Below are 25,990 nucleotides of genomic sequence, written 5' to 3' on the forward strand. Positions count from 1 at the left end.
GACCAGCGCGCGCATCGCGGCACCTTGGCCGATCTCGCGCGGCGCGCAACCGCGGCGCCGTGCCGATCACGCCGCCGCCGGCTATGGTCGCGCGATGCGCGCGGCGGTGCTGATCTCGATCCTCGCGGGCGCGTGCGCCCGGCCGACCCCGGCGCCGACCGCGGTCGCCGCCGCCCAGGCGCCGCCGCTGCCGGCGCTCAGCTACCCGCTGCGCGACGGCGGGACCTGGCGCAGCGCCGACACGCTCGGCACCGTCGCGGTGATCGACGTGTGGGCCAGCTACTGCAAGCCGTGCCGGAAGTCGTTCCCGCACCTGAACCAGCTCGCGGAGGATCCCACGGTCGCGGTGCTCGGGCTGTCGGTCGACGAGGACGACGCCGCGGTCACTGCGTTCCTGGCCGAGATCCCCGCGCGCTTCCCGATCGCCCGGGACCGCACCCAGTCGGTCGAGGACGCGCCGCTGGCGATCACCAAGCTCCCGACCGTGCTGGTCGTCGACGCCGCCGGCCGCGTCCGGCTCCGACTCGAGGAGCCACGCGAGACCGACTACGCGTCCTTGCCCGCCGTGATCGCCTCGATCCGCTGAGCGGGCGCCGCGTCCCCCGCGCGCGTCACCGTGCCCAGCGACACCATCAACTGGTACAGCGCCCCGACCTGCGCGAGGCGCGCCTCGATCTCGTCGGCCGACAGCTCGACCTGGCGCGGCGCCGGGGCGTCAGGCGTCGCCGTCATCGTCACCTCCTTCGAGCGCCGCGATGTCGGCGAGGTCCTGCGGTCGGGCCGCGAGCCGCTTCATGACGATCAGGCCGGCGCGCGAGACGATCTCGACGGGTCGTCCACGCCAGACCACGGTCTGGCGTGTGCGCCACGGCTCCGCCAAGGTCGCACCGACCACCCGCAGATCGAGCGACAGCAGCGCGCCGGTTGGGGCATCGAGCTTGGAGACACGCTGGACCTCACGCGGGGTGCCCGTCCGTACGCCGAAAGTCATCGATCGTGCCGGGATATCGAAGCCGATCCCGCGCGCGGTCGCCAGCGCGAGCGCCAGCTGCGCGGGCTCGACCAAGACGTCGATGTCCATCGTCGCGCGTGGATACCCGTGGATCGCCACCGCCAGCCCGCCGCACAGCGCGTACTGGACCCCAGCCGCCGCGAACGCCTCGATGACCCCCTCGAGCTCTGCGATCAGGTCGAGCGCCACGCCGTCACTGTAGCGATGGCGGCCGCGTTCGACCAGATCGGCCCGCGCGCTGACCCAACCGTATGGAATCAGACACGAATCTAGCCGGGTCGTGGGTCGCATCGCCGCCTTGCCTTTCGCCGCTGGGGCGTGCTAGATCGCGCCCTCTTAACTCCCACGGTGGCCGAGGTCCTCGTCCGTGCCCGCAGAGCGGGTGTCAGGGGACCGTTGAAGCGCCGGAGGCCCAACGGAAACGAGAGGTTACGCACATGGAAACGATGCAAGACGCCACGTCGTCCACCCCGATCGCGATGCGCCAGCTGCTCGAGGCCGGTGTTCACTTCGGCCACAACACCGGCCGCTGGAACCCGAAGATGAAGCAGTACATCTTCGGCGCGCGCAACGGCATCCACATCATCGACCTGACCCACACGGTCAAGCTGTTCAAGGCCGCGTTCAACGCGGTCGTCGACGCGACCTCGCGCGGCGAGCTGGTGCTGTTCGTCGGCACCAAGAAGCAGGCGCAAGACGTCATCGTCGAGGAGGCCACCCGCTCGGGTCAGCTCTACGTCACCCAGCGCTGGCTGGGCGGCACGCTCACCAACTTCAAGACGGTCAAGGGCTCCCTCGAGCGCCTGAAGAACCTCGAGAAGATGGAAGAGGACGGCACGATGCTGGCGCTGACCAAGCGCGAGCAGATCGAGATCCGCCGCGACCGCGACAAGCTGATGAAGTCCCTCGGCGGCATCAAGGCGATGACCAAGCTGCCCGGCCTGGTGTTCGTGATCGATCCGGCCAAGGAGCACATCGCCGTCGACGAGGCCCGCAAGCTCGAGATCCCGGTCGTCGGCATCACCGACACCAACTGCAACCCGGACATGATCGACTACGTCATCCCGGGCAACGACGACGCGATCCGCGCGATCAAGCTGTTCACGTCGCGCATCGCCGACGCGTGCGTCATCGGCGCCAAGGTCCACAAGGAGCGCGCGCACACCCGCGGCGCCCGCGAGGAGCACAACGACGAGCGCGTGATCCACGTGTCGTCGGGTGGCGACGGCCCCAAGGTCGAGATGGCGTCGGGCGGCCGCATGTACGGCGACAGCGAGGCCTCGGCGTCGCCCTCGCCCGAGGCGCCGCCCGCCCCGCCCACCACCACGACCCCCTGAGCCCGCGTTCGCGCGAGGACGCCCCGGTCCGCCGGGGCTGCCCGCGCGGGCTGGACCGGCGGGGACCGCGCGCGCGGCACGCTGACCGACGGCTGGACGCGACCGCTGCGGCCGGCCCCAACGCACGAACTCTGGACGCCGCGACAGTCGCGGCTTCGCTATTCAGGAGACCGCCATGGCTGAAGTGACCGCCCCGATGATCAAGGACCTGCGCGAGCGCACTGGCGCCGGCATGGCCGACTGCAAGAAGGCGCTCGTCGAGTGCGCCGCCGACATGGAGAAGGCCATCGACTTCCTCCGCGCCAAGGGCCTGGCCAAGGCCGCCAAGAAGGCGGGCCGCGAGGCCACCGAGGGCGCGGTCGTGTCGTACATCCACGGCAACGGCCGCATCGGCGTGCTCGTCGAGATCAACTGCGAGACCGACTTCGTGGCGCGCAACGACGACTTCGTCACGTTCACCAAGGACGTCGCGATGCAGATCGCCGCGATGGGCCCGCAGTTCGTCCGCCGCGAGGACGTCGCCGAGGACGTGATCGCGCGCGAGCGCGCCGTGCTCGTCGCCAAGGCGGTCGAGACCGGCAAGCCCGAGGCGATCGCCCAGAAGATGGTCGAGGGTCAGCTCTCGAAGTGGCTCAAGGAGATCTGCCTCCTCGACCAGCCGTTCGTGAAGAACCCCGACAAGACGATCGAGCAGCTCCAGCAGGAGCTCGTCGCCAAGATCGGCGAGAACATCCGCGTCCGCCGCTTCACGCGCTTCGAGCTCGGCGAGGGCCTCGAGAAGAAGCAGACCGACTTCGCCGCCGAGGTCGCGCAGGCCGCCGGCCTCGCCTGATCCCATCCCTCGCACGTCCCACGGGCTCGCCACACCGGCGGGCCCGTCCTCGTTTTCGGGGACAGGCTCCTGGGTCCCAACCCGCTGGAATCGCTCACGAATTCAGCCCTACCGCGGCGGATTTGGGGACAGGCTCCGGGGTCCCAACCCGCTGGAATCGCTCACGAATTCAGCCCTACCGCGGCGGAATTAGGGACAGGCTCCGGGGTCCCAACCCGCTAGAATCGCTCACGAATTCAGCCATACCGCGGCGGATTTGGGGACAGGCTCCGGGGTCCCAACCCGCTGGAATCGCTCACGAATTCAGCCCTACCGCGGCGGAATTAGGGACAGGCTCCGGGGTCCCAACCCGCTGGAATCGCTCACGAATTCAGCCCTACCGCGGCGGATTTGCGCAGGTCTCAACCATCCGGAACCAAAGGGCTTTTTTGCGTCACCGGGGCCGCCGCTGTCGGCTTTGAACCATCTGGAATCTATCGGGTTTCCCGGCGAGCGGAGATCCTGACGCGGTAGCGCCAAAAACCAAATTAGTTACAGTATGTTGAGACCTAGGAGCCTGTCCCCATCGAAGATCACGTTTGGCGGAGGCTGACAGGGGCTTGGCGACCTGGACCAGATCCTGACGGCTGACAGCCGGCATCGCCATCCACAGCCAAGTGATCCTGAGCGGTTGTGGGCCATGACCATAGGTTCGGTGGCTGGACCGATGGTTGCAATGTGGCCGGTCGTGCTCAAGACGATCTCTACGCTGCTGGTTCTCGTACTCAGCGCCCACGGCGCTACCGCCGCCCCCGGCGACCTCGCGGTCGGCGCCGCCCAGCTCGATCTACTGCCGCGGCGCGACCTGATGTCCGAGGACGCGACCGGACCGTACTGGCACGCCGCCGCGTTCGCGCAGGTGACCGCGGGGTCCGCCAGCGGCCCCGACGTCGGCGTCGGCGCGGCCGCCGCGGTCTCGGGCATCGGGTGCGATGTGGTCAGCGGCTCGGTCCAGGGCCGGGTGCGCCCGCTCGAGGAGCAGCGCGCGGTCGCCAGCGCGCAGTGGGGCCTGTGCCTGTCGCGCGTGCTCATGACGTTCGAGATGAGCGGCGTGCACGAGCTCGGCGTGGCCCCGGCGCTCGATCGCCGGCAGTCGATCTGGCGGCGCCGCTACGACGCCGACTACGAGCGCATCGTGGTCGGCGTCGGCGAGCTCTGGAGGAACGACATCCGGCACCGCCACGCGATCGCGATGGTGACGATCGGCCACGGCACGATCGCGCAGCACGACGACCTCGGCGCGCGCGCGATCACGCAGCTCGATCTCGACGTGACGTTCTACTGGTACCACTACGCGGGCGCCGCGCTCGACGCCAAGCTCGAGGTGCTGGCCGTCGGCGCCAGCGGGCTCAAGTCGGGCACCGACGATCACGGCGGCGTCGCCAGCACGTTCGCGCCGCTGCGCGCGTCGCTCGACGGCGGCAGCTGGTTCGCGTCGGCCCACGGCGGCTGGGGCATGACCGGCGGCACGCTGTCGGCGTCGAGCGAGACCAAGGTCGACGGCGAGGTCGTCGACGGCTGGGCCGAGACGATCGATGGCGCCGGCCTGCCCGAGCTCATCATCCCGGTCGGCCAGGCCACCCTCGGCGTCCGCCACGGCGGGTGGTCGGCCAGCGCGTCGGTCGGCCGCGCGGTCTACCCGACCTTCGACAGCAACGTCGCGGCCGAGGAGCGCGCCAGCGCGCGGCTCGACGGCGCGATCGGCAAGACCACCGTGGCGCTGGCGCCGTTCGCGACCCGCACCCGGACCTGGACCCGCGACGCCGGCAGCTCCGTCGGGCGCGCGCTCGGCGCGTCGGCGACCGCGGGCCGGCCGCTCACCGACGCGCTCCGCCTCGACGTCTACGGCGAGCTGGGCGTGTCGCCGTACGCGCGCCTCGACGGTGATCGCGCACCGGTCGCGACCCTCGGCGGGCAGGTGCTGGTGGCGCTCACCGCCCGGGTCGAGCGCTGACCCGCGCGCGATCAGCACCGGCGCGCGCGTCCCCGACGCTGGTCAGGGCCGCGCCGAGCGCCAGCGCGCCGACCAGGCGGACGCGGGCGCTCATCCGACGACCTCAGGGCGTCGGGTGGAAGCAGTCGGTGCGGCCGGGCGCGTCGTCGCTGCCGACGCCGCGCTGGTGGTAGCTCACGCACGGATGCCCGTGCACCTCCTCGACGGCGGGCGCCGGCGGCGCGGGCGGCGCGGGCGGCGCGGGCGGTGCCGGCGGTGCCGGTGGCGCAGGGTGATCGTGGCCGTGGCGCCCTGGGCATGACCTCGGCGCGTCGGGCGGGGCCACCATCGCCGCCGGCGTGGGGGGCGGCGGCGCCCCGCGGCCCGACATCATCAGCGCCATCGCGGTGGCGCCGGCCATCGCGGCCGACGTGATGATCGCGATCAGCAGCATCGGGCGTCGGGCGTCGACGCGCGGGGCCTCGACCTCACGACGGATCTGCGGATCGACGAGGGTGTCGCGCTGCTCCATCCCATGAGCGTAGCACTCCCGGCGCCGAGGCGACCGAGGAACCGCGGGCCCTAGGCAAGCGCCCGTCACACCTGTAAGTTCGCGCGCACATGACCGACGCGGCGCGACCGGCCTACAAGCGCGTGCTCCTCAAGCTCTCGGGCGAGGCGCTGATGGGCGACCAGGGCTACGGCATCTCGCCGGAGACCATCCGGACCATCGCGACCGAGGTCGCCGAGACCGCCAAGCTCGGCGTCCAGCTGGCCGTGGTCGTCGGCGGCGGCAACATCTTCCGGGGCCTGACCGAGTCGAGCAAGGGCATGGATCGCGCCTCGGCCGACTACGTCGGCATGCTCGCGACCGTGATGAACGCGGTCTCGCTGCAGGACGCGATCGAGCGCGCCGGCGTGCCCACGCGCGTGCAGTCGGCGATCCCGATGTCGCAGCTGGCCGAGCCGTACATCCGGCGGCGCGCGATGCGCCACCTCGAGAAGGGCCGCGTCGTCATCTTCGGCGCCGGCACCGGCAACCCGTTCTTCACCACCGACACCGCCGCGGCGCTCCGGGCGATGGAGATCGGCGCCGAGATCCTGCTCAAGGCCACCAAGGTCGACGGCGTCTACGACAAGGACCCGCGCAAGCACGCCGACGCGCGCCGCTACGCGCAGGTCACGTTCACCGACGCGCTCAAGAACGATCTCGGCGTGATGGACGCGACCGCGTTCGCGCTGTGCCGCGACAACGAGATGCCGATGAACGTCTTCGACCTGACCAAGCCCGGCAACATCCAGCGGGTCGTGTGCGGCGAGGCCGTGGGCACCCGCATCGTCAAGGACGTCGAGGGCTCGCGTTTCGCGTAACCTGCGCACCAGAGGGAAGCCATGCTGAACGAGATCACCACCGAATCAGAAGAGGGCATGAAGAAGGCCGTCGAGGCCTTCAAGCGCGAGCTGGCCAAGGTCCGCACCGGCCGCGCGTCGCCGGCGATGCTCGACGGTGTGCGCGTCGACTACTACGGCACGCCGACGCCCGTGAACCAGGTCTCGACGGTGACGGTGGTCGACGCCCGCATGCTGTCGGTCAAGCCGTGGGAGAAGACGATGGTCGGCGCGATCGACAAGGCGATCCGCGCCAGCGATCTCGGCCTGAACCCGGTGGCCGACAACGACCTCGTGCGCGTGCCGATCCCGCCGCTCACCGCCGAGCGCCGCCGCGATCTGGTCAAGGGCATCAAGAAGACCGCCGAGGACGCCAAGGTGGCCGTGCGCGCCGCCCGGCGCGACGCGATGGACATGCTCAAGGACGCCGAGAAGGACAAGGCGATCACCGAGGACGAGAAGAAGAACGGCGAGAAGCGGGTCCAGGACCTGACCGATCGCTACGTCGCGAGCGTCGACGAGCTCGAGAAGACCAAGGAGAAGGAGATCACCGAGCTGTGATCGCCGGCGCGCGCGCCGCGCTGGTCGCGGCCGCGCTGGTGGCCGCGCCGATGGCGTGCGGCGGGGCCCAGCCCCGGCCCGGCGGTGGTGGTGGTGGTGGTAGTGCGGTGGACGCGGGGCGCGCGCCGGTCGACGCCGCCGAGGCGCGGGACCCGGCCACGGTGACGCTGCTGGCGGCCCTGGCCGAGCAGCGCGACCGGGCGTGCGCGTGCGCCGATCGCGCGTGCGCCGAGGACGCCGAGGCCCTGGCCGTGCAGTGGGGCCTCGATCATCGCGAGGTCGTGCGCGCCGCCGCGCCCGGCCCGCTGGCCCAGGCCGAGGCCGAGGCGCTGCTCGACGCCGCCGAGGACTGCCTCCACCCGTGGTTCGAGGCCGGCGCGCACGACGCCCCCTGAGCGCCCCGCGGCCGTCCCCGGACTCGAGTCGACCGCGACACGCCTGAACACGCCGCGGCCCCCGGCTCGAGTCGGGCGCGACGCCCGTGAGCCCGCCGCGGCCGACCCCGGCTCGACGTCGCGCGCAGCGCCCCTCGCGCCGACCTCCCCACCGTGGTGCATGCTGGCCGGTGGCCGCGTCGGTCACCGCGCCCCGGCCGCACATCTACGTCTCGTTCAGGCGCTGATGGCGGGCGGCCGACTCGGCGGCGGCGGCACCGACCGCGCCGTCCCCGGTCTCGCGAGCTCGGACCTCGCGCAGCGGTCGACCCATCGCGTGGTGTCTCCAGATCCGTCATCCCGCGGCGGAGATGCCCTCCACGATTTCAGGGGGATCGGCGCCCTGAGCGCGACCCGATCCAACGCGGCGCCCGCGGGATCTGGAACGACCGCGGGCCGTGTCGGAAGACTCGACAGCGGTGTGAACCGGCGGCGACGAGGGGTGACCCAGCGTGGGCGATCGGGGCTGGATCGAGCCTTGCGATAGGCTCAGGCATGCGCACCATCCACCTGTCCGCGGTCCTCCTCCTGGCCCTCCCCCTCCTCGGTGGCGCGAAAGGCGACGGCTGCGCGGCGAACTCGAAGTCGCCGGCGCCGGACGTGACCGGCTGGTGGGACGTGACCTACGACGACACGATCGGGGTCGAGATCAAGATCGGCGCCGCGGTCTACACGGCCGAGCTGGGTCCCCAAGGCGGCGTCGTCGACATCACCCACGACGGCCAGCCGTTCCGCTTCAACCTCGACTGCAGCCGCCCCGAGGTGCTGTGCCCGAGCGAGGCGTGGCCGCGCGAGATCCTCGCCGATCAGCGCGACGCGGGCCTCGAACACCGCATGTACGTGACGCTGCCGACCCAGCGCTGCACCGGCGCGCTCGAGCGGCCGGCGCCGGGCACCTGCGGCGCTGGCACCGACAACCCCGACTGCGACGACGTCTGCACCGGCGCGGTGGTCACCGAGAGCCGCGAGACCTTCGGCGTGATCGGCGAGGCCGGCGAGACCTTCCGGCTGTACCTCGGCGCTGGCATCGCCAGCAACGGCTTCAACTGCGCGGTGCTCGGCTGGTCGGTGGCCGACGCGTCCCTGCGCACGACCGGCACCCGCGGCGACGCCGACTGGAGCGCGGTCGCGATGGACGCCGGCCTGGTGACCCTGGGCTACGCCGGCGGCTGCCTGTGGGCCGGCGATCCCAACATGGACGGCCAGCTCGAGGCCCTGGTCGCGAGCGCGAGCGTGAAGTTCACGACCGGCTTCACCGCCGACCGGCGCTGACGACGACGACCGCGCGCCGCGCCACCACCTGGTCGCTGCCGGAGATCATCGACTTCCTCGACGCGCGCCGGGCCCGCACGCCGTTCGCCGCGCAGTGCACGCGCCCGGCCGCGAGCCAGTGCCGCGGCACGCCGATCTGACGCGGAGCGGCGACGGCGACCGCCGCTGACGCCGCTCGACCAGCGGCGCGGGCCCCGCGGCGTCGCGCTCGGCGCGGGGTTCGGGCATCATGCCCGCAGGGACGAACGACGCGATCGCGTCGCCCGCGAGGTCGACCATGGGTGCAGTGCAGCTGACGGTGTCCGCGCGCTCCGACGTCGGGCGGGTGCGCACGAAGAACGAGGACGCGTTCTCGGTCGCCGACCTCGACGACGGCGCCCGGCTCGAGAGCGGCCCGGCCCCGCGCTCGTTCGACGTCCGCGCGCGCGGCATCCTGCTGGTGGTGTCCGACGGGATGGGCGGCCACGCCGCCGGCGAGGTCGCCAGCGCGATGGTCGTCGACTCGCTGCGGCGGTCGCTCGAGGTCCCGGGCCTGGACACCTCGAGCATGCAGCGCCTGATCGACAACGCGGTGAAGCGCGCCAACACCGACGTCTTCGAAGCGGCGCGCGCGACCCGCAAGGCCGGCATGGGCGCGACCTTGACCGCGGTGCTGGTCCACCACCACGAGGCCTACGTCGCCGGGGTCGGGGACTCGCGGGCCTACATCTTGCGGCAGGGTCGGCTGCGGCAGATCACGAAGGACCAGAGCTTCGTCCAGCTGCTGGTCGACGCCGGCGCGCTGACGCTCGAGGAGGCCAAGCTCTCCAACCAGAAGAACCTCATCCTCCAGGGCATGGGCCTGAAGGACGACGTCCAGGTCTCGATCGGGCGTCTGCAGCTGCGGCGCGGCGACCGGCTGCTCCTGTGCTCCGACGGGCTGTCGAACCTGGTGTCCGACGACGAGCTGCGCGCGGTCCTGATCAGCGAGCGCGACCTGGCGGCGGCGTGCGAGCGGACCATCGAGCTGGCCAACTCGCGCGGCGGCGACGACAACATCACCGCGATCGTCGCCGCGCTCGACGGCGAGGGCCTGCCGCTGCCGACGACGACCGAGACCCTGACCCAGACCTTCGAGATCCTGCAGGCCTACGACCCCGGAGGCCCCGCGGCGCGCCCGCGGCCCGACGCGCCGGCAGCGTCGCCCGCGGCAGCAGCGCCCGCGGCAGCAACGCCCGCGGCAGCAACGCCCGCGGCAGCAGCGCCCGCAGCAGCGGCGCCCGCAGCAGCGGCGCCCGCAGCGGCGGCGCCCGCGCCCGCCGCCGGCACACCCGCCGGAGCGACCAGGCCGCCACGACGGTCCTGGCTGCCCTACCTCCTGATCGCGCTCGTGGTGCTGGGCGCCGGCGTCGCGTTCGCGCTCCTGCGCTGACGCGCCCGCCCCGGTCGCGCTACCGTGCGGCGTGACCGCCGTCGTTCGATCGATCACCGCCGCGGACGGCGAGCCGCTGTCGTTCGCGGTCCACGGGACCGCGGGCGCGACGCCGATGCTGACCGCCCACGGGCTGGTGTCGTCGAGCCAGCACTGGCAGGCGTTCGTGCCGCACTTCGCCGCGACCCGGCCGGTCGTGACCTGGGACTACCGCGGGCACGGCGGCCTGCCGGCGCCGCGCGCGCCCGCGACGATCAGCGTCGCGCAGTTCGCCGACGACGGCGCCGCGGTGTGGCGGGCCGCGGCCGCGCCGCCGGCGGTGGTGGTCGGGCTCAGCTTCGGCGTGCAGGTCGCGCTCGAGCTGTGGCGCCAGCACCCCGAGGCGGTGCGCGCGCTGGTGCTCATCTGCGGCACGCCCGGGCACCCGCTCGATCGGGTGTCGGCGTCCCCGCGGCTGCGGCGCACCGCGGCCCAGGCGATGCGGTGGCTCGGCGCGCGCCCGGCGCTGGCGGGTCGGCTGCTGGCGCCGCTGCGGAGCGGGGCCGGCGTCCGGGTGGCGCGCGAGCTGGCCTACCTGTCGGGCGGCGCCCACCGCGCGCAGTGCCCGGTCGAGGTGCTCGAGGGACTGTTCGCCCACGTCGCCGCGCTGGCGCCGGCGGTGGTCGGCGAGGTCACCGCGGCCTACTTCGAGCACAGCGCCGCCGACGTGCTGACGTCGATCACCGTGCCGACGTTGATCATCGCCGGCGATCGCGATCAGCTCACGCCGGTCGCCACCGCCGAGCGCATGCAGCGCGCGATCCCCGGCAGCCGGCTCGTCGTGTTCCCCGGCCACAGCCACCTGGTCCAGGTCGAGCGGCCGGCCGACGTGCACGCGACGATCGACGCGTTCCTCGCCGACCACCGGCTGTGACCGGGCACCGCTGACGGCGACGCCCGCCTCGATCCGGCCGCGCGCCGCCGCGGCGCCTCGCCCGGACGGTGCGCGTCGACGTGCGCCTCGATGCGGCGCCGCGAGCCCGGCCGCGGCTTGCCAAGCGGCGGCCGGGCGCCGAAGCTCGCGCGATGGGCACGTCCACGCGGTTCGCGATCCTGGTGGCGGTAGCGGCGGCGTGCGGCAAGGGCGGCAAGCCGGCCGCGCGCGCGCACGGCGACGACGCGGCCGTGGCGACGGTGGCCACGCTCGATGCCCCCGCCGCGACGGCCGACGCCGGCGAGGCCGCGGTGCCGGCGGTCGACACGACGACCGGCGCGTCGCCGACGTGGCAGGCCGGGCCGCCGGTGGTGGTCGGCGACACCGTCGATGGCGCCGCGCTGCGCGCCGCCAACCGCGCGCGCGTGGCCGCGGACACGTCCCCGGTGACGATCCTGCGCGGCGGCACCGCCCTCGAGCTGGGCCAGCGGCTGTGCGAGGCGGTCGTGCCCAAGCGGCCGGCGGCGACGCCGGTCTTGCTCAAGCCCAACATCGGCGGCTTCGACTGGTTCAAGAACCCCAAGAGCAACAACGGCGACAACGGCGTCGCCGGGCGCACCACCGATCCCGAGTTCGTGCGCGGCGTGATCCGCTGCCTCAAGGCCCGCGGCCACACCGCGATCACCGTCGCCGACGGTTTCGGCGCGCAGCCGGCCGACTGGGACCGCCTGATCAAGGTGTCGGGCTACCAGGCGATGTGCGCCGACGAGGGCGTGCCGCTGGTCGCGCTCGACGACGACGGCCGGTTCGACGTCGAGGGCACCCAGCCGGGCAAGCCGCTGGGCCTCTCCGGCATGGAGCGCACCCGGGTGCCGACGTTGCTCGTGCCCAAGCTGGTCGCCGAGCACCTCGACCACGGGCTGTTCCTGTCGCTGCCGAAGCTCAAGACCCACCGGTTCGCGGTGTTCTCGGTCGCGATCAAGTCGCTGCAGGGCGCCGCGATGTACAGCGACGCCGCGCCGGCCTATCGCCAGAAGTGGCGCACCCACAAGGAGGTCGGCGCCGCGATCGACCTGGTGAAGAAGGGCGATCCCAAGGCCCGCGCGGTCTACGTCGCCGCGCTCGAGAAGTTCGCCGAGCGCATGGTCGACGTGTTCGAGGTCGAGACCCCGCACGTGATCCTCGCCGAGGGCGCGCCGGCGATGAGCGGCGACGGCTTCCAGGTGCTGTTGCCGTCGGCCGAGATGGTCGCGATCGGCGGCACCAACCCGATCCTGGTCGATCGCGTCGCCGCCGAGTTCCTGGGCCTGTGGGATCACGCCGGCCTCGCCGCGGAGCTGGGCGGCCACCGCACCTCGCCGCTGCTCGAGGTCGCGGCCCGGCGGTTCGGCGTCGACCTCGCCCACCCGGCGGTCACCGGCGACGGCGCGGCGTTGCTCGCGACGCGGCGCCCGGCGCGGTTCTACGCGATGGCCGGCTTCGTGATCGACGACGTCGCCGCGGCCGAGGACCGGCGCGTGCACGCCGCCCACGTCGCCGACGCCGACGTGCCGACGATGGACGGCGCGATCGAGCCGATCTGGGATCGCGCGCCGCCGATCGCGTTCGCGACCGACTGGATGGGCGCCGCGACGCCGCACCGCTCGACGGTGCGCCTGCTGTGGTCGAGCAAGGGGCTGCACGTCCTGTGGCAGGTCGAGGGCGCCGGGCTCGCCACCGACACGACCCGGCCGATCGACGTCGAGCGCGAGGGCCTGTACCGCGAGGACTGCGTCGAGCTGTTCATCGCGCCCGATCCCACGCTGCCGCGGCGGTACTTCGAGATCGAGGTCGGGCCCCACGGGCACTGGTTCGACATCGCGGTCGACCGCACCGGCCGCAAGGGCGTGAAGAAGGAGGACACCGCGTGGTCGGGCGCGCTGACGATCGGCACGACCCGCGACGCCGCCGCCCGCACCGCGACGATCGAGTTCACGATCGCCGCGCCCGAGCTGCTCGCGGCGCTGGTCGCGGGCGCGGTGCTGCCGCTCGGCCTCGACCGCATGGAGGGCGGCAAGCCGCGCCGCTACCTGATGGCGTTCCCGGGCCGCACGCCCAAGCCCAGCTTCCACGCGCCGACCGGGTTCGGCGAGCTGGTGCTCGACGAGTAGCGACCGACCGCGACCGACCGCGCCGACCGCGCCGACCGCGCCGACCGCGCCGACCCGCGCCGACCGGCTTCGGCGAGCGGGTGCCCGACGAGTAGCGACCGACCGCGCCGACCGCGCGGACCGCGCCGACCGCGCCGACCCGCGCTGACCCGCGACGGGGCTCGGTCGATTTCGGTGCGCCGGTCGGGGCCACGCCGCGTTCTCGGGGAAACCCAAGGAGATCCCGTGAACGCGAAGATGAAGAGGCTCTACAACGTGCTGGTGGTGGGTGGCGCGCTCGCCGCCGCGGCCTGCGACCACCCGGCCCAGCGCTCGACCGCCACACCCGCCGACGCCAGCGCGGCGACGCAGCCCGCGAGCGCCGCAGCCCAACCCGCGCCGACCACGACCGCAGCGGCGGCGCCCGCGCCGACGACGCCGGTCCACGTCAACCGCGACCAGCCCGACGTCAGGCCCGCGCCCTCGACCGCGGCGGCGACGCCCGCGCCCGACGCCACCACGCCCGCGCCCCGCCCGGCGCCCGCGCCCGACCCGGCGGCCGGCGGGGTCCGCGGCTGGTTCGGAGGCTGAGGTCGTGGACGCGATCACCCGCGCCGAGCTGGGCCGGCGGTGGGCGTCCCGGGCCACGGTCGAGTGGTCGGCGGCGCACCGGTTCGAGCGGCTCGCGGCCCGCATGACCACGGCCGGCTGCGCGCCGGCGCTGACCGCGATCGCGCGCACGGCGGTCCGGCAGGAGCACGCCCACGTCGAGCTGTGCGCGACGATCGCCGCGCGCTTCGGCGCGGCCTGGGCGCCGCCCGACGACGCGGTGACCGAGGTCGCGCCGGCGGCGTGGCCGCACCACGCGCGCGTGCTCTACGAGGTGGTCGCGTTCTGCTGCGTGACCGAGACCTCGAACACCGCGCTGGTCGCCGGCGGCCTCGACGCCATCGACGATCCGCCGATCGAGCGCGCGGCCCGGCGGATCCTCGCCGACGAGGTCCAGCACAGCCGCCTGGGCTGGCAGTTCCTGGCCACCCACCCGCTCGACCGCGCCCAGGCCGCGGGCGTGGCGGTCCACCTGCCGGCGATGCTGGCCGGCGCGGTCGCGGTCGAGCAGTTCGGCCCGCACGCCCGGGTCGGCGACGAGGCCACGATGGCGCGGTTCGGCTCGTCGCCGATCGTCGACCGCCGGGCCGCGTTCCTCGACGGCATGCGCGCCGTGCTCCTGCCGGGGCTGGCCGGCGCCGGCGTCGACGTGACCCCGGGCGCGGCCTTCCTCGACGGGCTGGAGGCCCGAGCGCGCGCGGCGTGACCGCCGGTGGTAGCGCACGGCGTGACCGGGGGTGCTAGGGTGCGCGCCATGGCAGGACGTACGCCTCCGCCGCGCCGCGGTGCTCGCCCCGGACCCAGCCCGGCGCGCCCGCGCGGACCGGGCGCCGGCCCCGGTGAGCGCGATCGCGGCCGCGGCACTGATCGCGGCCGCGAGCGCCCGGCCCGGCCCGATCTGCGCGCCCCCGGCGGGCAACGCCGCGCGCTGTCGATGGCGCGCGCGCCCGGCCGCATCGACATCGGCGGCGATCGGGCGATCTCCGAGCAGCTGGCCGAGGCGCTGCTCGAGGCCGGCCGCGACGACGTCGTCGCCGACAGCCTGACCCACCCGGTCCACAGCTACCCGGCGCGCCTGCACCCGGCCACGGCCCGCGCGCTGGTCGAGCTGGTCGCCGAGCGCATGCGCGACGGAACCGTGCTGCTCGATCCGTTCTGCGGCTCGGGCACGACCCTGGTCGAGGCCCGCGCGGTCAACGTGCCGGCGGTCGGCATCGACCTCAACCCGCTGGCGGTGCGCCTGGCCCGGGTCAAGACCTGGACGCCGTCGGTGCCGCGCCGCCGCAACGCCCGCGACGCCGGCCTGCGGATCTCGGCCGAGGTGCTGGCCGCGGGCCGGGACGCGCGCCGGTCGGGCTACGCGCCGGCGCCGCAGCGCGCGCCCGCGGGCTTCGATCCCAACGCCCGCCAGCGCCGGATCGCCAAGTGGTTCCCGCCGCACGTGCGCCGCGAGCTCGAGGGCCTGGCCTCGGCGATCGAGGAGCTGCGCGTCGACGACCCCGACGTCGCCGAGGTGCTGACGATGGCGCTGTCGGCGGTGCTCTACAAGGTGTCGTCGCGCAAGAGCGACACCGACGGCACCTGGGTCGAGCGCACCGTCGCGCGCGGCGCCGCCGCCCGCTGGTTCGCCGATCGCGTCGCGATGATCGTGGCCGGCCTCGACGACCTCGCGGTCGGGCGGATGCCGCCGACGATCGTGCACGAGGCCGACGCGCGCACGCTCGCGACCCTGGCCCTGCCGCGGGTCGGCGCGGTCGTGACCTCGCCGCCCTACCCCGGCACCTACGACTACGCCGATCACCACCGGCTGCGCTTCGACTTCCTCGGCATCCGCCACCGCGCGTTCGACGAGGGCGAGCTGGGCGCGCGCCGCGCGTTCGCCGCCAACAGCGTCGACGCCGCGCGCGTGTGGAAGGAGGCCCAGGCGACCTGGATGCGCGCGCTGGCCGACGTGATGGTGCCGGGCGCGTGGGCGGCGTTCGTCGTCGGCGACTCGCTTGCCGGCCAGCGGGCGCTCTACGCCGACGCGGATCTGCGCGGCTCGTTCGATCCCCGGATGGTCGAGGTGGCGTGGGCGTCGCAGGAGCGGCCCATGCTGGGGGCGGTCGAGCGACGCGCGTTCGGCGAGCGCGGCAAGCGCGAGCACCTGATCGTCGTCGAGCGTCGCCCCGACGCCGCGACGCCGTGACCCAGCTCGACATGTTCGGCGGGCCGCCGCCGGCGGGGTCGCGCGCCCCGGTCACGCCCGCCACCGTCGACGACGACACCCGTCGCCTGGGCGCGGCGCTGCCGCCCGAGGTCTACCTGGGCACGTCGTCGTGGACGTTCCCGGGCTGGGCCGGGCTGGTCTACCAGGACCGCGCCAGCGAGGCGACCCTGGCCCGCCACGGCCTGACCGCGTACGCGGCGCACCCGCTCCTGCGCACGGTCGGCCTCGATCGCACGTTGTACGCGCCGGTGTCGACCGAGGTCATGGCGGGCTACGCGCGCGCGGTCCCGTCGAGCTTCCGGTTCCTGGTGAAGGCCCACGAGGCGCTGACGCTGGCGCGGTTCCCGAACCACCCGCGCTACGGCGCGCTGCGCGGTCAGCCCAGCCCGCACTACCTCGACCCGGGCTACGCGCGCGACGCCGTCGTCGAGCCGTTCGTCGACGGGCTCGGCCCGCGCGGCGCGGTGCTGCTGTTCCAGTTCGCGCCGCAGCCGGCCGAGGTGCTGGCCGGGCCCGGCCCGCGCAGCGCCGCGCGGCGCTTCGCCGAGCGCCTGTACCGGTTCCTGCGTGAGCTGCCCCGGGGCCCGCGCTACGCGGTCGAGGTCCGCACCGCGGCGCTCGTCACCGACGACTTCGCCGCGGCGCTGCGGTCGGTCGGCGCGGTGCCGTGCCTGGCGGTGCTGCCGGGCCTGCCGGCGCTCGCGACCCTGGCCCTGGCCACGCGCGCGGCCGAGGCCGACGCGCTGGTGGTGCGCTGGATGATGGCGGCGCACCACGACTACGACAGCGCGGTCGCCGCGTACCACCCGTTCCACGCGCTGGTCGATCCCGATCCGCGCACCCGCCGGGCGATCGTCGACCTGGTCCGTGGCGCGGTCGCGCGCGGCGTCCCGGCGACCGTGATCGTCAACAACAAGGCCGAGGGCTCGTCGCCGCGCTCGGTCGCCGAGCTGGCGCGCGAGCTGGTCGACGGCGATCCGGTCCCGTTCTGACCGTCGCCGGTGCAGATGTTGCCCCGGCCCGACGGATGCTCGACGATCGATCCCATGGCCCGTCCGGTCGCGAAGCAGACATCGAGCGCGAAGGCCAAGCCGGCCGCGAAGACCACGGCCAAGGCCAAGCCGGATCCCAAGCCGGTCGCCACTGAGCCGGTCGCCAAGAAGACTGTGCCCGCCGCCAAGCAGGCCGCGCCCGACGCCAAGCAGGCCGCGCCGGCAGCCAAGGCGCCGACCGCCAAGAAGAAGGCCGCGCCGGCAGCCAAGGCGCCGACCGCCAAGCAGGCCGCGCCGGCAGCCAAGGCGCCGACCGCCAGGAAGGCCGCGCCGGCAGCCAAGGCGCCCGCCGCCAACACCGCGCCGTCGTCGAGCCGCACCCGCGCCCCGGCCGCGAGCGCCGCCGTCGCACCACCGGCGCCGCCGCCCGCGCGGTTCACGTTCACCGCGGTCCCGATCGTCCGCGACGCCGCCGGGCTGACGCCGCTCTTGCGCACGCAGCTCGTGGTCGACGCGCAGGTGCGCACCGGCCGGACGACCACGCCGGATCGCATCCCGACCAGCTACTTCAGCCCGGGCGTCGTGCGCTGGCGCGTGGCCGAGCGCGGCAAGCCGGTGTTCGACGTGGTCCACGACACCGCGTTCTTCCCCGACAGCGCCGAGCCGGTCGGGCTCGAGCGCATCGCCGGCCACTGGCAGGCCACCGGCCGCGGCAGCGACCGCGGGCGCGCCCTCGACCTGCCGCGCCTGGCCTGGGAGCTCATGCGCGACTGGCCCGGACGCCGCCTGGCGCTCGACGCCGAGCCCAAGCCCGGCGCCAAGGTCGCACCGCTGCCACCGACGCCCGACGCGCCGTGGCCGCCCGACGCGACGTTCGTCTGAGCCGCTGATCACACGCGGCGTCGCCGCCCGACGCGACGTTCGTCTGAGCCGCTGATCACACGCGGCGTCGCCGCCCGACGCGACGTTCGTCTGAGCCGCTGATCACACGCGGCGTCGCCGCCCGACGCGACGTTCGTCTGAGCCGCTGATCACACGCGGCGATAGGTGCCCTCGTGCATCGGCGCCCAGGTCGCGCCGTCGCGCGCGCGCTCGATCGAGAAGCTGAGCACGCCGTCACGCCACGCGTAGGTGAACCGCGACTGCCCCGTCGGGCCGGTCTCGGTGTACGTGTAGCGGTCGCCGTCGAGCGTCGCGCGCGTGCCGGCCTTCGGCATCATGCCGATGCTGTCGAACCAGTAGGCGTAGAAGTGCCCGTCGCGCGCGTCCTGGCCGTGCACGCCGTGCCCGCGATAGCTGACCTGGCCGTCGCGCTCCTCGTCGTACTCGACCAGCAGGCAGAACCCGCCCGCGCCCGGGCGCACGGTCCAGGTGCCCGTCGCCGGGCCGCCCACCGGGTCCCACTCCGACGGGAACAGCCGCTCCTCGCCCCGCCACGTCCCGACGAACAGCTCGGTCAACCGCTGCATCTGCTCCGAAACCTTCGGCATGGCCATGGTCACCTCCGGGACCATGGCGCCACGACGCGGGCGCGCGGTCAACCCGGCGGGCGCGCGGCTGCGGTACCCTCGCGGCACCAGGGCAGATCGTGAGTCGACAGCCATTCCTCGAGCGTCACGGCGAGCACGCGGTCCGGGTCGCGCTCGATCGGCTGCCGTTCCGGATCGGCCGGAGCAAGGACGCGGACCACACGCTGCCGACGCGCGAGGTCTCGAGCTTCCACGCCGAGATCTTCGAGGACGAGGGCGGCTACGCGGTCCGTGATCTCGGCAGCCGCAACGGCACGTTCGTCAACGGCGAGCGGATCGACCTGGCGCCGCTGTTCGACGGCGACATCGTCCACGTCGCCCACGAAGAGTTCCGGTTCGTCGTCGGCGAGGCCGCGTTCGGCGACGAGCGCACGCTGGCCAGCCCGGGCACGGTCCAGGAGGCCCTGATCCACGAGTCGACCGCGCTCGAGCGCGTGCTGACCCAGCGCGCGGTCACCGCGGTGTTCCAGCCGATCGTCCGCCTCGCCGACCGGGCGGTGGTCGCGTACGAGACCCTGGGCCGGCCCCAGGTCGCCGTCGCGCGCTACGGCATCGGCGAGCTGTTCCGGATCGCGAGCACGCGCGGCGCCGGGGCGCGCCTGAGCCGGCTGTTCCGCTCGGTGGCCCTGGCCGACCTGACGCAGCTGCCGGCGCGGCCGGCGGCGATCTTCTTCAACCTGCACCCGCAGGAGATGACCGAGCCGGACGAGCTCGACGCCGAGCTGCGCGCGATCGTCGACGCGCTCGGCCCGGGCCAGCGCGCGGTGATCGAGATCCACGAGTCGGCGGTCACCGACCTCGCCGCGATGAAGCGCATCCGCGCGCAGCTCCGCGAGCTCGGCCTCCACCTCGCGTACGACGACTTCGGCGCCGGCCAGTCGCGGCTGATGGAGCTGGTCGAGGTCCCGCCCGACTTCCTGAAGCTCGACATGAGCCTGGTGCGCGACATCGATCGCAGCGGCAAGCGCCAGGAGCTGGTGCGCGCGCTGGTCCACGTCATGACCGACCTGGGCATCGCGGTGCTGGCCGAGGGGGTCGAGCGCGAGGGCGAGAGCGAGGCCTGCGTCGAGCTGGGCTGCGCCCTGGGCCAGGGCTACCTGTACGGCCGCCCGCGGCCGGCCGCGGGGTAGACATCACCGAGGACCGCGCGCCGGTCAGGGCGGGCGTCGAGCGCGCGCAGGACCAAGGACCGCGACGGCCAGGGTGGGCGTCGAGCGCGCGGCGCGGAAGGACCGCGCGCCGGTCAGCGCGGGCGTCGAGCGCGCGCGGAGCACCGTCGGACTTTCCGCCGCCGGTCGCCGGGTGTGGCGAGATCCGACGGCCAGCGCCGTGAGATTCCGCGCACCTGCGCAAGCACGCGGCGTGCAATGCTCCCGAACGATGCCCTCGACCGCCGCTGCTGATGCGTCGCGCGTGGCGCGATCCCACGCCCTGGGCTGGCTCGCGCTCGTCCTCGTGCTGCTCGCCGCCGCGTGCAGTGACGACCCCGGCGACAGCCCGCTCGACGCCGGGCCGATCGACGCGCCCGACGACGGCGGCGTCGACCCGAGCGCGGCCCTGTTCCCGACCGACCGCGTGATGTCGGTCCAGATCACGATGGCCCCGGCCGACTGGGCCGCGCTGCGCAACCAGCCGCGGCCGAGCGATCTGTCGAACACCACGTGCGCGCGCCAGCCCACCGCCGAGGGCTACACCTACTACCCGGCGACGATCACGATCGACGGCCTGACCGTCGCCGACGTCGGGCTGCGCAAGAAGGGCAACCTGGGCTCGCTCTCGAGCACGCGCCCCGGCATGCGGGTGAAGGCCAACGAGTACGTCGCCGGCCAGCGCATCGCAGGGCTCGAGGCGCTCACGCTCAACAACAACCACCAGGACGACACGCTGATCAGCCAGTGCCTCGGCTACGGCCTGTTCCGCGCCGCCGGGCTGCCCGCGTCGCGCTGCGCGTTCGCCCACGTCGTCGTCAACGGCGAGGACCTCGGCGTCTACTCGCACGTCGAGACGATCCGCGAGGAGTTCCTGGCGCGCCGGTTCGCCGACGCCACCGGCAACCTCTACGAGGCCGGCGGCGACTTCACGCCCGGCGGCACCGGCGGCTTCCAGCCCAAGACCAACTCGACCGCGCCCGACTGCAGCGATCTCGATCCGGTGGTGGCGGCGCTGGCCGTCCCCGACGCCGAGCTCGAGGCCCGGGTCGGCGCGGTGATCGATCTCGACGCCTACAACCGCTTCTGGGCGATGGAGGTCGTGACCGATCACTGGGACGGCTACGCCAACAACCGCAACAACTACTACTTCTATCACGACCCCACCTCGGACCAGCTCCAGTTCATCCCGTGGGGCATCGACGCGCTGTTCAGCGGGCGCCAGCGCACGACCCGTCCGTACTCGGTGTTCGCGTGCGGCTCGCTGCCGTGGCGCCTGTACTCGGTCCCGGCCACGCGCGCGCGCTACCTCGCCGCGCTGCGCGGCGTGCTCGACACGGTCTGGGACGGGCCGACGATCGTCGCCGAGATCGATCGGCTCCAGACGCTCTTGCGCCCGTTCGCCGACCCCACCAACTCCGGCGACTTCGCGGCCCGCCTCGACCGCGTGCGCGCGTTCGTGATGACGCGCGAGGGCCAGCTCCGCGCCGAGCTCGCCGCCGGCGACCCGGTGTGGCCGTACCCCGCCGGCGAGGCCTCGTGCCGGATCGACCTCGGCACGATCACGACCACATTCTCGACCACGTGGGGCACGCTCGGCATGTTCGGCGTCGGCAGCGGCATGATGAGCGGCACGATCGCCGGCGTCGACGTGACCCGGCCCCTCGCGTCGGCCAGCGCCGGCGTCGACGCCGAGGGCAAGGGCGCGCTGCAGCTGCTCGCGCAGCTCCCCGACGGCCGCTACGCCGTCGTGTTCGTGATCGTCACCAACCCCGCCGACGTCACCCCCGGCACCCGCCCCATCGACCTCGTCAACGTCGCCTCGATCATGACCTTCTACGACCCCGTCACTGACACCACCACCGGCGGCGGCCTGCTCCTCCCCGGCACCCTCACCTTCTCCGCCGCCGGCACCACCCCCGGCGCCCCCATCACTGGCACCGTCACCGGCACGGTCATCGAGCTGTAGGGGGACAGGCTCCTACCCTCCAACCCCTCGATATCACGCCTGTATTTCGGCCTACCGCGGCCGAAAAAGGGACAGGCTCTACCATCTCAACCATCCAGAATCTTTCGAGATTCTGACCGCACCGCGGCTGAACGTCCCTCGTCCGAGTGGCGGTGAGCCCCACGCGATCTCGACGGTCTGGCACTCTGCCGGACGGCCGCGCAGCAGCTGGACGAGTTCGGCCGCGTCCTGTCCGACAGCGCAAAGGGCTTCCACGCCGGCGGCCTCTACGACCACGACACCGGCTGGTGCTGTTCGGCGCGCGCGAGTACGACGCGGGCATCGGTCGGTGGCTGTGGCGCGATCCGATGGGCTTCGTCGACGGCGGCAACCGCTACGCCTACGTCGACTCCGATCCGATCAACCTCGTCGATCCGTTCGGCACGTGGGGCGTCTCGTTGCAGAACCTGGCCGACCTTTCGGCCGGCTTCGGCGACCGGCTGACGTTCGGTGGCACCGCCTGGCTGCGGCGCAAGCTGGGGACCGACGATGTCGTCAACAAGTGCTCGGGCTGGTACCTCGGCGGCCGCATCGCCGGCGAGCTCGTCCGGGACTACATCATCGGAGCTGGGGTCGCGCGCGTCCTGGGCGGCGGCGCCGAGATCGCCGCGGTCTGTCGCAACTCGTTCGTGGCCGGCACGCCGGTGCACACGCCCGACGGGCTGGTGCCGATCGAGGCGCTGGTGCCCGGGGACCGCGTGCTCGCGCGCGACGCGGTCACCGGCGAGGTCTCGTACCAGCCGATCGAGCACGTCATCGTCACCGCCGACAAGGAGGCGTCCGACCTGCGCCTCGAGCGCGACGGCATCGACGAGACGATCGGCGTCACCCGCGAGCACCCGTTCTGGCTGCGCGACCACGGCTGGACCAAGGCCTACCGCCTCGCCCCCGGCGACCTCGTCTTCACCGAGGGCGGCACCTGGGCCCGCGTCGTCTCCAACACCCCGCGCCCCACCCGGCAGTACGTCTACAACCTCTCCGTCGCCAACGACCACACCTTCTTCGTCGGCCAGGTCGGCGCGTGGGTCCACAACTGCGCCTGGAATTCGCACAGCCAGATGGTGCGTGCACTGGGGAAAGCCGGCCCTGGGCAGGCGTGGCACCACGTCGTCGAGCAAACCCCGCGGAACGTGGCGCGGTTCGGAGCGCGGGTGATCCACAACACCCGCAATGTCGTCCGACTTCCGCACGGCGCGGGAACGCTTCACAACAAGATAAGCGGTCTCTACAGCAGCATTCGTGTCAACATTACGGGATCGAGTAGCCTCACGGTACGGCAGTGGTTGAGTTCCCAGTCCTTCAGCGCCCAAGCCGCATTCGGTCGGCGCGCACTTCGGAACGTCGCTCGAGGCATATGGTGAAGTTCGACTTGGCAACGCTGGTCAAGGAGTTCAGCGAGAACGTCGCGGCTCAGACCGATGCCATCTGGTCGGGGGACGCGAGGACGGGCAACAAGCACGCCAAGCGCTACATCCGCGCCTTCGAACGCCTGCGAGCCATCGGCGACGAAGGCCGTGAGGCACTCGTGCCGTTGATGTCCAAGGAGCATCGACCTGACGTCCGCGCGACCGCCGCGGCGTTCTTGCTGCGCTACCGGCATGACGAAGCGCGGAAGGTCCTGCAGGAGATCGCTCGGGGCGCGGGGCTCATACCGTTCGAAGCGCAGGAGGCTCTCAAGCGATGGGACGAAGGGGTCTGGCAGCTCGACCCAGTGTGACGCGCCGCCGGGCGAAGCCGCTCGACGAGTCTGGACGTTCGAGCCCGTGCCATACAGGCTAGATGGCTTGCGATGCTTCCACGAGGTCGCGCCACCGGCACATCAGGTGCTCCTGCGCGACGGCGTCACCGGCGTGGTCTCGTCAGCCAATCATCGATGTCGACGGCGCGGCGGTGCCCGAGCGGCGCATTGCGGCCCCGGGCCCGAGTCGCTGCCGAACGCGCCGCGTCGGGCGTCTCGCCTTTCCCGAGCGGCGCGCACGCACCTGGTCGCGCGCCGTGAAGCCGCGCGCCGACCGCGCGACCGGGCGGCCAGGCCTCGACGGGCCGCGCTACGTGACCCGCCGTCAGAACGGGAACGGCGGCGTGCCGGTGAAGGTGGGGCCGGTCATGCCGGCGGGGTTGTCCTTGGGGACGACGAAGCGGGCGGTGCGGGTGACGACGGGGTCGCCGGTGCGGATGGGGCGGCCGATGGTGGTGAGCGTGGACTCGACCTGGGCGGCGGTGAAGAGCGCGACGCCGTAGCCCTGGGCGTTGGTGTCGGCGTACTTGAGGTGCGGGTTGATCGTGCGATCGGAGGCGGCCAGCGCCATGGCGCGGTCGTTGGTCTGCGCCATCGTGCGCGCGGCGGCGGAGCCGTGGACCAGCAGCATGTTCATGTTCTCGACGAACTTCGGTCCGCCCGGGCCGCGCGTCGTAGGTGACGACCGAGCGCACGTCGCCGGGCGCGGGCCGCGACGCCGACTCGTAGAACGAGAACACCGAGTTCGACGAGATGCCGGCGGCGATGAACTCGACGCCGACCGGCGTGGGCGTGGTCGAGGCGAAGTTGTCGCTGACGGTGCCGGCGAAGTGCGCGTGGATGTCGCCGGTCAGGAGCACCACGTTCTTGATGTTGTTGGTGCGCAGGAACTGCGTCAGCTCCTTGCGCTCGCTCGGGTACCCGTCCCAGGCGTCGCAGCTCATGAGGCGATCGACGATCAGGCTGATCACCGGGCCCTTGTTGATGTAGAAGCGCATGAACGGGACCTGGTTGCCCCAGACCTTCCAGGTCGCGGTCGAGCCCTGCATCGACGCCTTCCACCAGGCCTTCTGCTCGGCGCCGAGCATCGTGCCGGGCGGCGTGGTCAGGCGCGGGTTAGGCACCGGCGTGATGCCGACCATCGCCGGCGGGTTGCCGCCGTTGGCGGTGGCGCCGGCATCCAGGGTCTCGACGTCGGGCACCGGCAGCACGTAGCGCGGGTTCAGGTACTCGATCGCCAGGCCGAAGGTCTCCTCGGGCACCGCGTGGTCGCTGCGGTACGAGCGCAGGTCGGTGACGATCAGCTCGCAGTGCTGGCCGAACCGCAGGCTGCGGTAGATGGTCACCGAGCCGACCGCGGCGACGTTGTTGGGCTCGGGCACGAAGTTGTCGGCATTGACCGCGGTGAACGCCGCGTCGGCGACGGTCGCGGCCGCGAAGTCGTGGGCGTCCTGGGTGACGCCGGTGACCCCGACCGCGCCGGTGAGCTGGCTGGGGACGTACTCGAACCAGGCCTGGTTGGCGGCCAGCTTGCGCCGCTGCGACGGCTCGTCGAGGGTCTCGGCGTCGGTGTAGTTGGCCATCGACTGCCAGCAGTCGTCGGAGAACTCGTGGTCGTCCCAGGTGTGGACGAACGGCCAGCGGGCGCGCGCGGCCTGGAGGTCCGGGTCGGTACCGAAGGTCTTGTACAGGTGGCGGTAGTCGTCGAGCGTGTTGGCGAAGTTCGACGTGCCGGCGGTGCCGCCGCCCGACGGGAACGTCGGGACCGTGCGCGGCGAGCCGTCGGGGTTCATGACGATGATCGGCATGAACTCCTCGTCGATCGCCCCTGGAAGCCGTCGCCGCGGGTCTCGTAGATGAAGTCGCCGAGGTGCAGGACGAAGCGGACCTGATCGGCCTCGGGCCGGGCCATGTCCTCGGTGACCATCTGGCGGTAGGCGTGGTACTGGCCGGCGGCGTAGTCCTGGCAGCTGACCCAGGCCATGCGGATGGGCACGTCGGCGCCGGCCGCGGGCGCGGTGCGGGTGCGGCCGCTGATCGAGTCGGCGGCGGCGACGAACCGGTAGTAGTAGATCGTGTCGGCGGCGAGGCCGGTCACGACCACGCGCACGGTGTGGTCGGCGCTGGCGCCGGCGGTGATGTCCTGCATCACGACGATCGTCGCGAACGCCGCGTCGGACGCGACCTCGACCCGCAGCGGCACGTCGGCGGTGCCCGACGCCGGCACGGCCCGGGTCCACAGCACGACCGAAGTCTCGCGCGGGTCGCCCGAGCCGAGGCCTTGCGGGAACAGGACCAGGCCGGTCGGCGGCGCGTCGGTGCCCGCGTCGGGGCTGCCGCTGCTGTCATCGCTGCACGCGGCGACCCCTCCCAGGCTGGCGACGGCGAAGAAGGTTCCGGACAGACGCAGGAAGTCGCGACGCTTCATGGCGGCCAGGATCGCCTAGCCGCGGGCGCTACACAAGGCCGACGAGCCGACCCACGTGAGCGGCACA

At 73.2% G+C, this 25,990-nt stretch carries 26 protein-coding genes; 20 read left to right on the forward strand and 6 right to left on the reverse strand.

The features are described 5' to 3' along the window. The first annotated feature begins 94 nt into the window (after nt 1-94). Entirely contained in the window at nt 95-586 is a 492-nt protein-coding gene (locus tag IPL61_25215; protein ID MBK9034526.1) for a TlpA family protein disulfide reductase, read from the forward strand. On the opposite strand, the gene IPL61_25220 is transcribed toward IPL61_25215, so the two are convergent. Beyond that, nucleotides 547-732 carry a hypothetical protein gene (locus IPL61_25220; protein MBK9034527.1) on the reverse strand — a complete coding sequence of 62 codons (186 nt, stop codon included), beginning with the start codon at nt 730-732 and terminating at the stop codon, nt 547-549. The two genes, IPL61_25215 and IPL61_25220, sit on opposite strands and share 40 nt — an antisense overlap. Next, nucleotides 716-1,201: a hypothetical protein gene (locus tag IPL61_25225; GenBank protein ID MBK9034528.1), complete on the reverse strand. Its 486-nt coding sequence runs from the start codon at nt 1,199-1,201 to the stop codon at nt 716-718. Before IPL61_25225 ends, IPL61_25220 begins: the two co-directional genes overlap by 17 nt. Before the next feature lie 248 nt (nt 1,202-1,449). On the opposite strand from IPL61_25225, the gene rpsB reads away from it, so the two are divergent. From rpsB to IPL61_25240, 3 genes are all read left to right on the forward strand, one after another. Further along, nucleotides 1,450-2,349, forward strand: coding sequence for a 30S ribosomal protein S2 (rpsB, locus tag IPL61_25230; protein MBK9034529.1), 900 nt, complete (start codon nt 1,450-1,452; stop codon nt 2,347-2,349). Nucleotides 2,350-2,524: 175 nt separating this feature from the next. Then, nucleotides 2,525-3,181 carry a translation elongation factor Ts gene (tsf, locus tag IPL61_25235; GenBank protein MBK9034530.1) on the forward strand — a complete coding sequence of 219 codons (657 nt, stop codon included), beginning with the start codon at nt 2,525-2,527 and terminating at the stop codon, nt 3,179-3,181. Nucleotides 3,182-3,875: 694 nt separating this feature from the next. Next, on the forward strand, nt 3,876-5,174 hold the full coding sequence (locus IPL61_25240; GenBank protein MBK9034531.1) for a hypothetical protein: 1,299 nt from the start codon (nt 3,876-3,878) through the stop codon (nt 5,172-5,174). Between the two features lie 103 nt (nt 5,175-5,277). On the opposite strand, the gene IPL61_25245 is transcribed toward IPL61_25240, so the two are convergent. Beyond that, entirely contained in the window at nt 5,278-5,685 is a 408-nt protein-coding gene (locus IPL61_25245; protein ID MBK9034532.1) for a hypothetical protein, read from the reverse strand. A gap of 89 nt (nt 5,686-5,774) precedes the next feature. Here IPL61_25245 and IPL61_25250 point away from each other — a divergent pair, with 89 nt between their 5' ends. The 12 genes from IPL61_25250 to IPL61_25305 all read left to right on the forward strand — a co-directional run bounded on the left by IPL61_25250 (nt 5,775) and on the right by IPL61_25305 (nt 17,954). After that, nucleotides 5,775-6,524, forward strand: coding sequence for a UMP kinase (locus IPL61_25250; protein ID MBK9034533.1), 750 nt, complete (start codon nt 5,775-5,777; stop codon nt 6,522-6,524). A gap of 21 nt (nt 6,525-6,545) precedes the next feature. Continuing rightward, the gene (gene frr, locus IPL61_25255) at nt 6,546-7,103 is read left to right on the forward strand and encodes a ribosome recycling factor (GenBank protein MBK9034534.1); all 558 of its coding nucleotides are present in this window, start codon (nt 6,546-6,548) and stop codon (nt 7,101-7,103) included. Then, complete coding sequence (locus IPL61_25260; protein MBK9034535.1) at nt 7,100-7,498, forward strand: hypothetical protein; 399 nt, start codon at nt 7,100-7,102, stop codon at nt 7,496-7,498. Before frr ends, IPL61_25260 begins: the two co-directional genes overlap by 4 nt. A 534-nt stretch (nt 7,499-8,032) precedes the next feature. Next, nucleotides 8,033-8,809, forward strand: coding sequence for a hypothetical protein (locus tag IPL61_25265; GenBank protein ID MBK9034536.1), 777 nt, complete (start codon nt 8,033-8,035; stop codon nt 8,807-8,809). A gap of 298 nt (nt 8,810-9,107) precedes the next feature. Continuing rightward, entirely contained in the window at nt 9,108-10,220 is a 1,113-nt protein-coding gene (locus IPL61_25270; GenBank protein ID MBK9034537.1) for a Stp1/IreP family PP2C-type Ser/Thr phosphatase, read from the forward strand. 31 nt (nt 10,221-10,251) lie between these two features. Further along, on the forward strand, nt 10,252-11,133 hold the full coding sequence (locus tag IPL61_25275; protein ID MBK9034538.1) for an alpha/beta hydrolase: 882 nt from the start codon (nt 10,252-10,254) through the stop codon (nt 11,131-11,133). A gap of 152 nt (nt 11,134-11,285) precedes the next feature. Beyond that, nucleotides 11,286-13,283 (forward strand): DUF362 domain-containing protein, encoded by a 1,998-nt coding sequence (locus tag IPL61_25280; GenBank protein MBK9034539.1) that lies wholly within the window; start codon nt 11,286-11,288, stop codon nt 13,281-13,283. Between the two features lie 225 nt (nt 13,284-13,508). After that, nucleotides 13,509-13,853: a hypothetical protein gene (locus IPL61_25285; GenBank protein MBK9034540.1), complete on the forward strand. Its 345-nt coding sequence runs from the start codon at nt 13,509-13,511 to the stop codon at nt 13,851-13,853. A gap of 4 nt (nt 13,854-13,857) precedes the next feature. Then, entirely contained in the window at nt 13,858-14,577 is a 720-nt protein-coding gene (locus IPL61_25290) for a hypothetical protein (GenBank protein ID MBK9034541.1), read from the forward strand. A 228-nt stretch (nt 14,578-14,805) separates the two neighbouring features. Next, nucleotides 14,806-16,059 carry a hypothetical protein gene (locus IPL61_25295; protein MBK9034542.1) on the forward strand — a complete coding sequence of 418 codons (1,254 nt, stop codon included), beginning with the start codon at nt 14,806-14,808 and terminating at the stop codon, nt 16,057-16,059. An 11-nt stretch (nt 16,060-16,070) separates the two neighbouring features. Further along, a complete protein-coding gene (locus IPL61_25300) occupies nt 16,071-17,072 on the forward strand; it encodes a DUF72 domain-containing protein (GenBank protein MBK9034543.1) in 1,002 nt (333 codons plus the stop codon). 54 nt (nt 17,073-17,126) lie between these two features. Continuing rightward, the gene (locus tag IPL61_25305) at nt 17,127-17,954 is read left to right on the forward strand and encodes a hypothetical protein (protein MBK9034544.1); all 828 of its coding nucleotides are present in this window, start codon (nt 17,127-17,129) and stop codon (nt 17,952-17,954) included. 149 nt (nt 17,955-18,103) lie between these two features. Here the strand turns inward: IPL61_25305 and IPL61_25310 are convergent, their stop codons facing one another. Next, complete coding sequence (locus IPL61_25310; GenBank protein ID MBK9034545.1) at nt 18,104-18,562, reverse strand: DUF1579 family protein; 459 nt, start codon at nt 18,560-18,562, stop codon at nt 18,104-18,106. A 98-nt stretch (nt 18,563-18,660) separates the two neighbouring features. Here IPL61_25310 and IPL61_25315 point away from each other — a divergent pair, with 98 nt between their 5' ends. From IPL61_25315 to IPL61_25330, 4 genes are all read left to right on the forward strand, one after another. Next, complete coding sequence (locus IPL61_25315) at nt 18,661-19,731, forward strand: EAL domain-containing protein (GenBank protein ID MBK9034546.1); 1,071 nt, start codon at nt 18,661-18,663, stop codon at nt 19,729-19,731. 283 nt (nt 19,732-20,014) lie between these two features. Then, nucleotides 20,015-21,718: a CotH kinase family protein gene (locus IPL61_25320; GenBank protein ID MBK9034547.1), complete on the forward strand. Its 1,704-nt coding sequence runs from the start codon at nt 20,015-20,017 to the stop codon at nt 21,716-21,718. Nucleotides 21,719-22,005: 287 nt separating this feature from the next. Then, nucleotides 22,006-23,118 carry a Hint domain-containing protein gene (locus IPL61_25325; protein MBK9034548.1) on the forward strand — a complete coding sequence of 371 codons (1,113 nt, stop codon included), beginning with the start codon at nt 22,006-22,008 and terminating at the stop codon, nt 23,116-23,118. After that, nucleotides 23,112-23,474: a DUF2019 domain-containing protein gene (locus IPL61_25330; GenBank protein MBK9034549.1), complete on the forward strand. Its 363-nt coding sequence runs from the start codon at nt 23,112-23,114 to the stop codon at nt 23,472-23,474. Before IPL61_25325 ends, IPL61_25330 begins: the two co-directional genes overlap by 7 nt. 125 nt (nt 23,475-23,599) lie before the next feature. Here the strand turns inward: IPL61_25330 and IPL61_25335 are convergent, their stop codons facing one another. After that, nucleotides 23,600-25,303 (reverse strand): alkaline phosphatase D family protein, encoded by a 1,704-nt coding sequence (locus IPL61_25335; GenBank protein ID MBK9034550.1) that lies wholly within the window; start codon nt 25,301-25,303, stop codon nt 23,600-23,602. Beyond that, nucleotides 25,285-25,923, reverse strand: coding sequence for a PhoD-like phosphatase N-terminal domain-containing protein (locus IPL61_25340; GenBank protein ID MBK9034551.1), 639 nt, complete (start codon nt 25,921-25,923; stop codon nt 25,285-25,287). The genes IPL61_25335 and IPL61_25340 overlap by 19 nt, the downstream gene beginning before the upstream one ends. Nucleotides 25,924-25,990: the final 67 nt, after the last annotated feature.

The organism is Myxococcales bacterium (assembly GCA_016717005.1).
Lineage (GTDB): Bacteria > Myxococcota_A > Polyangia > Haliangiales > Haliangiaceae > UBA2376.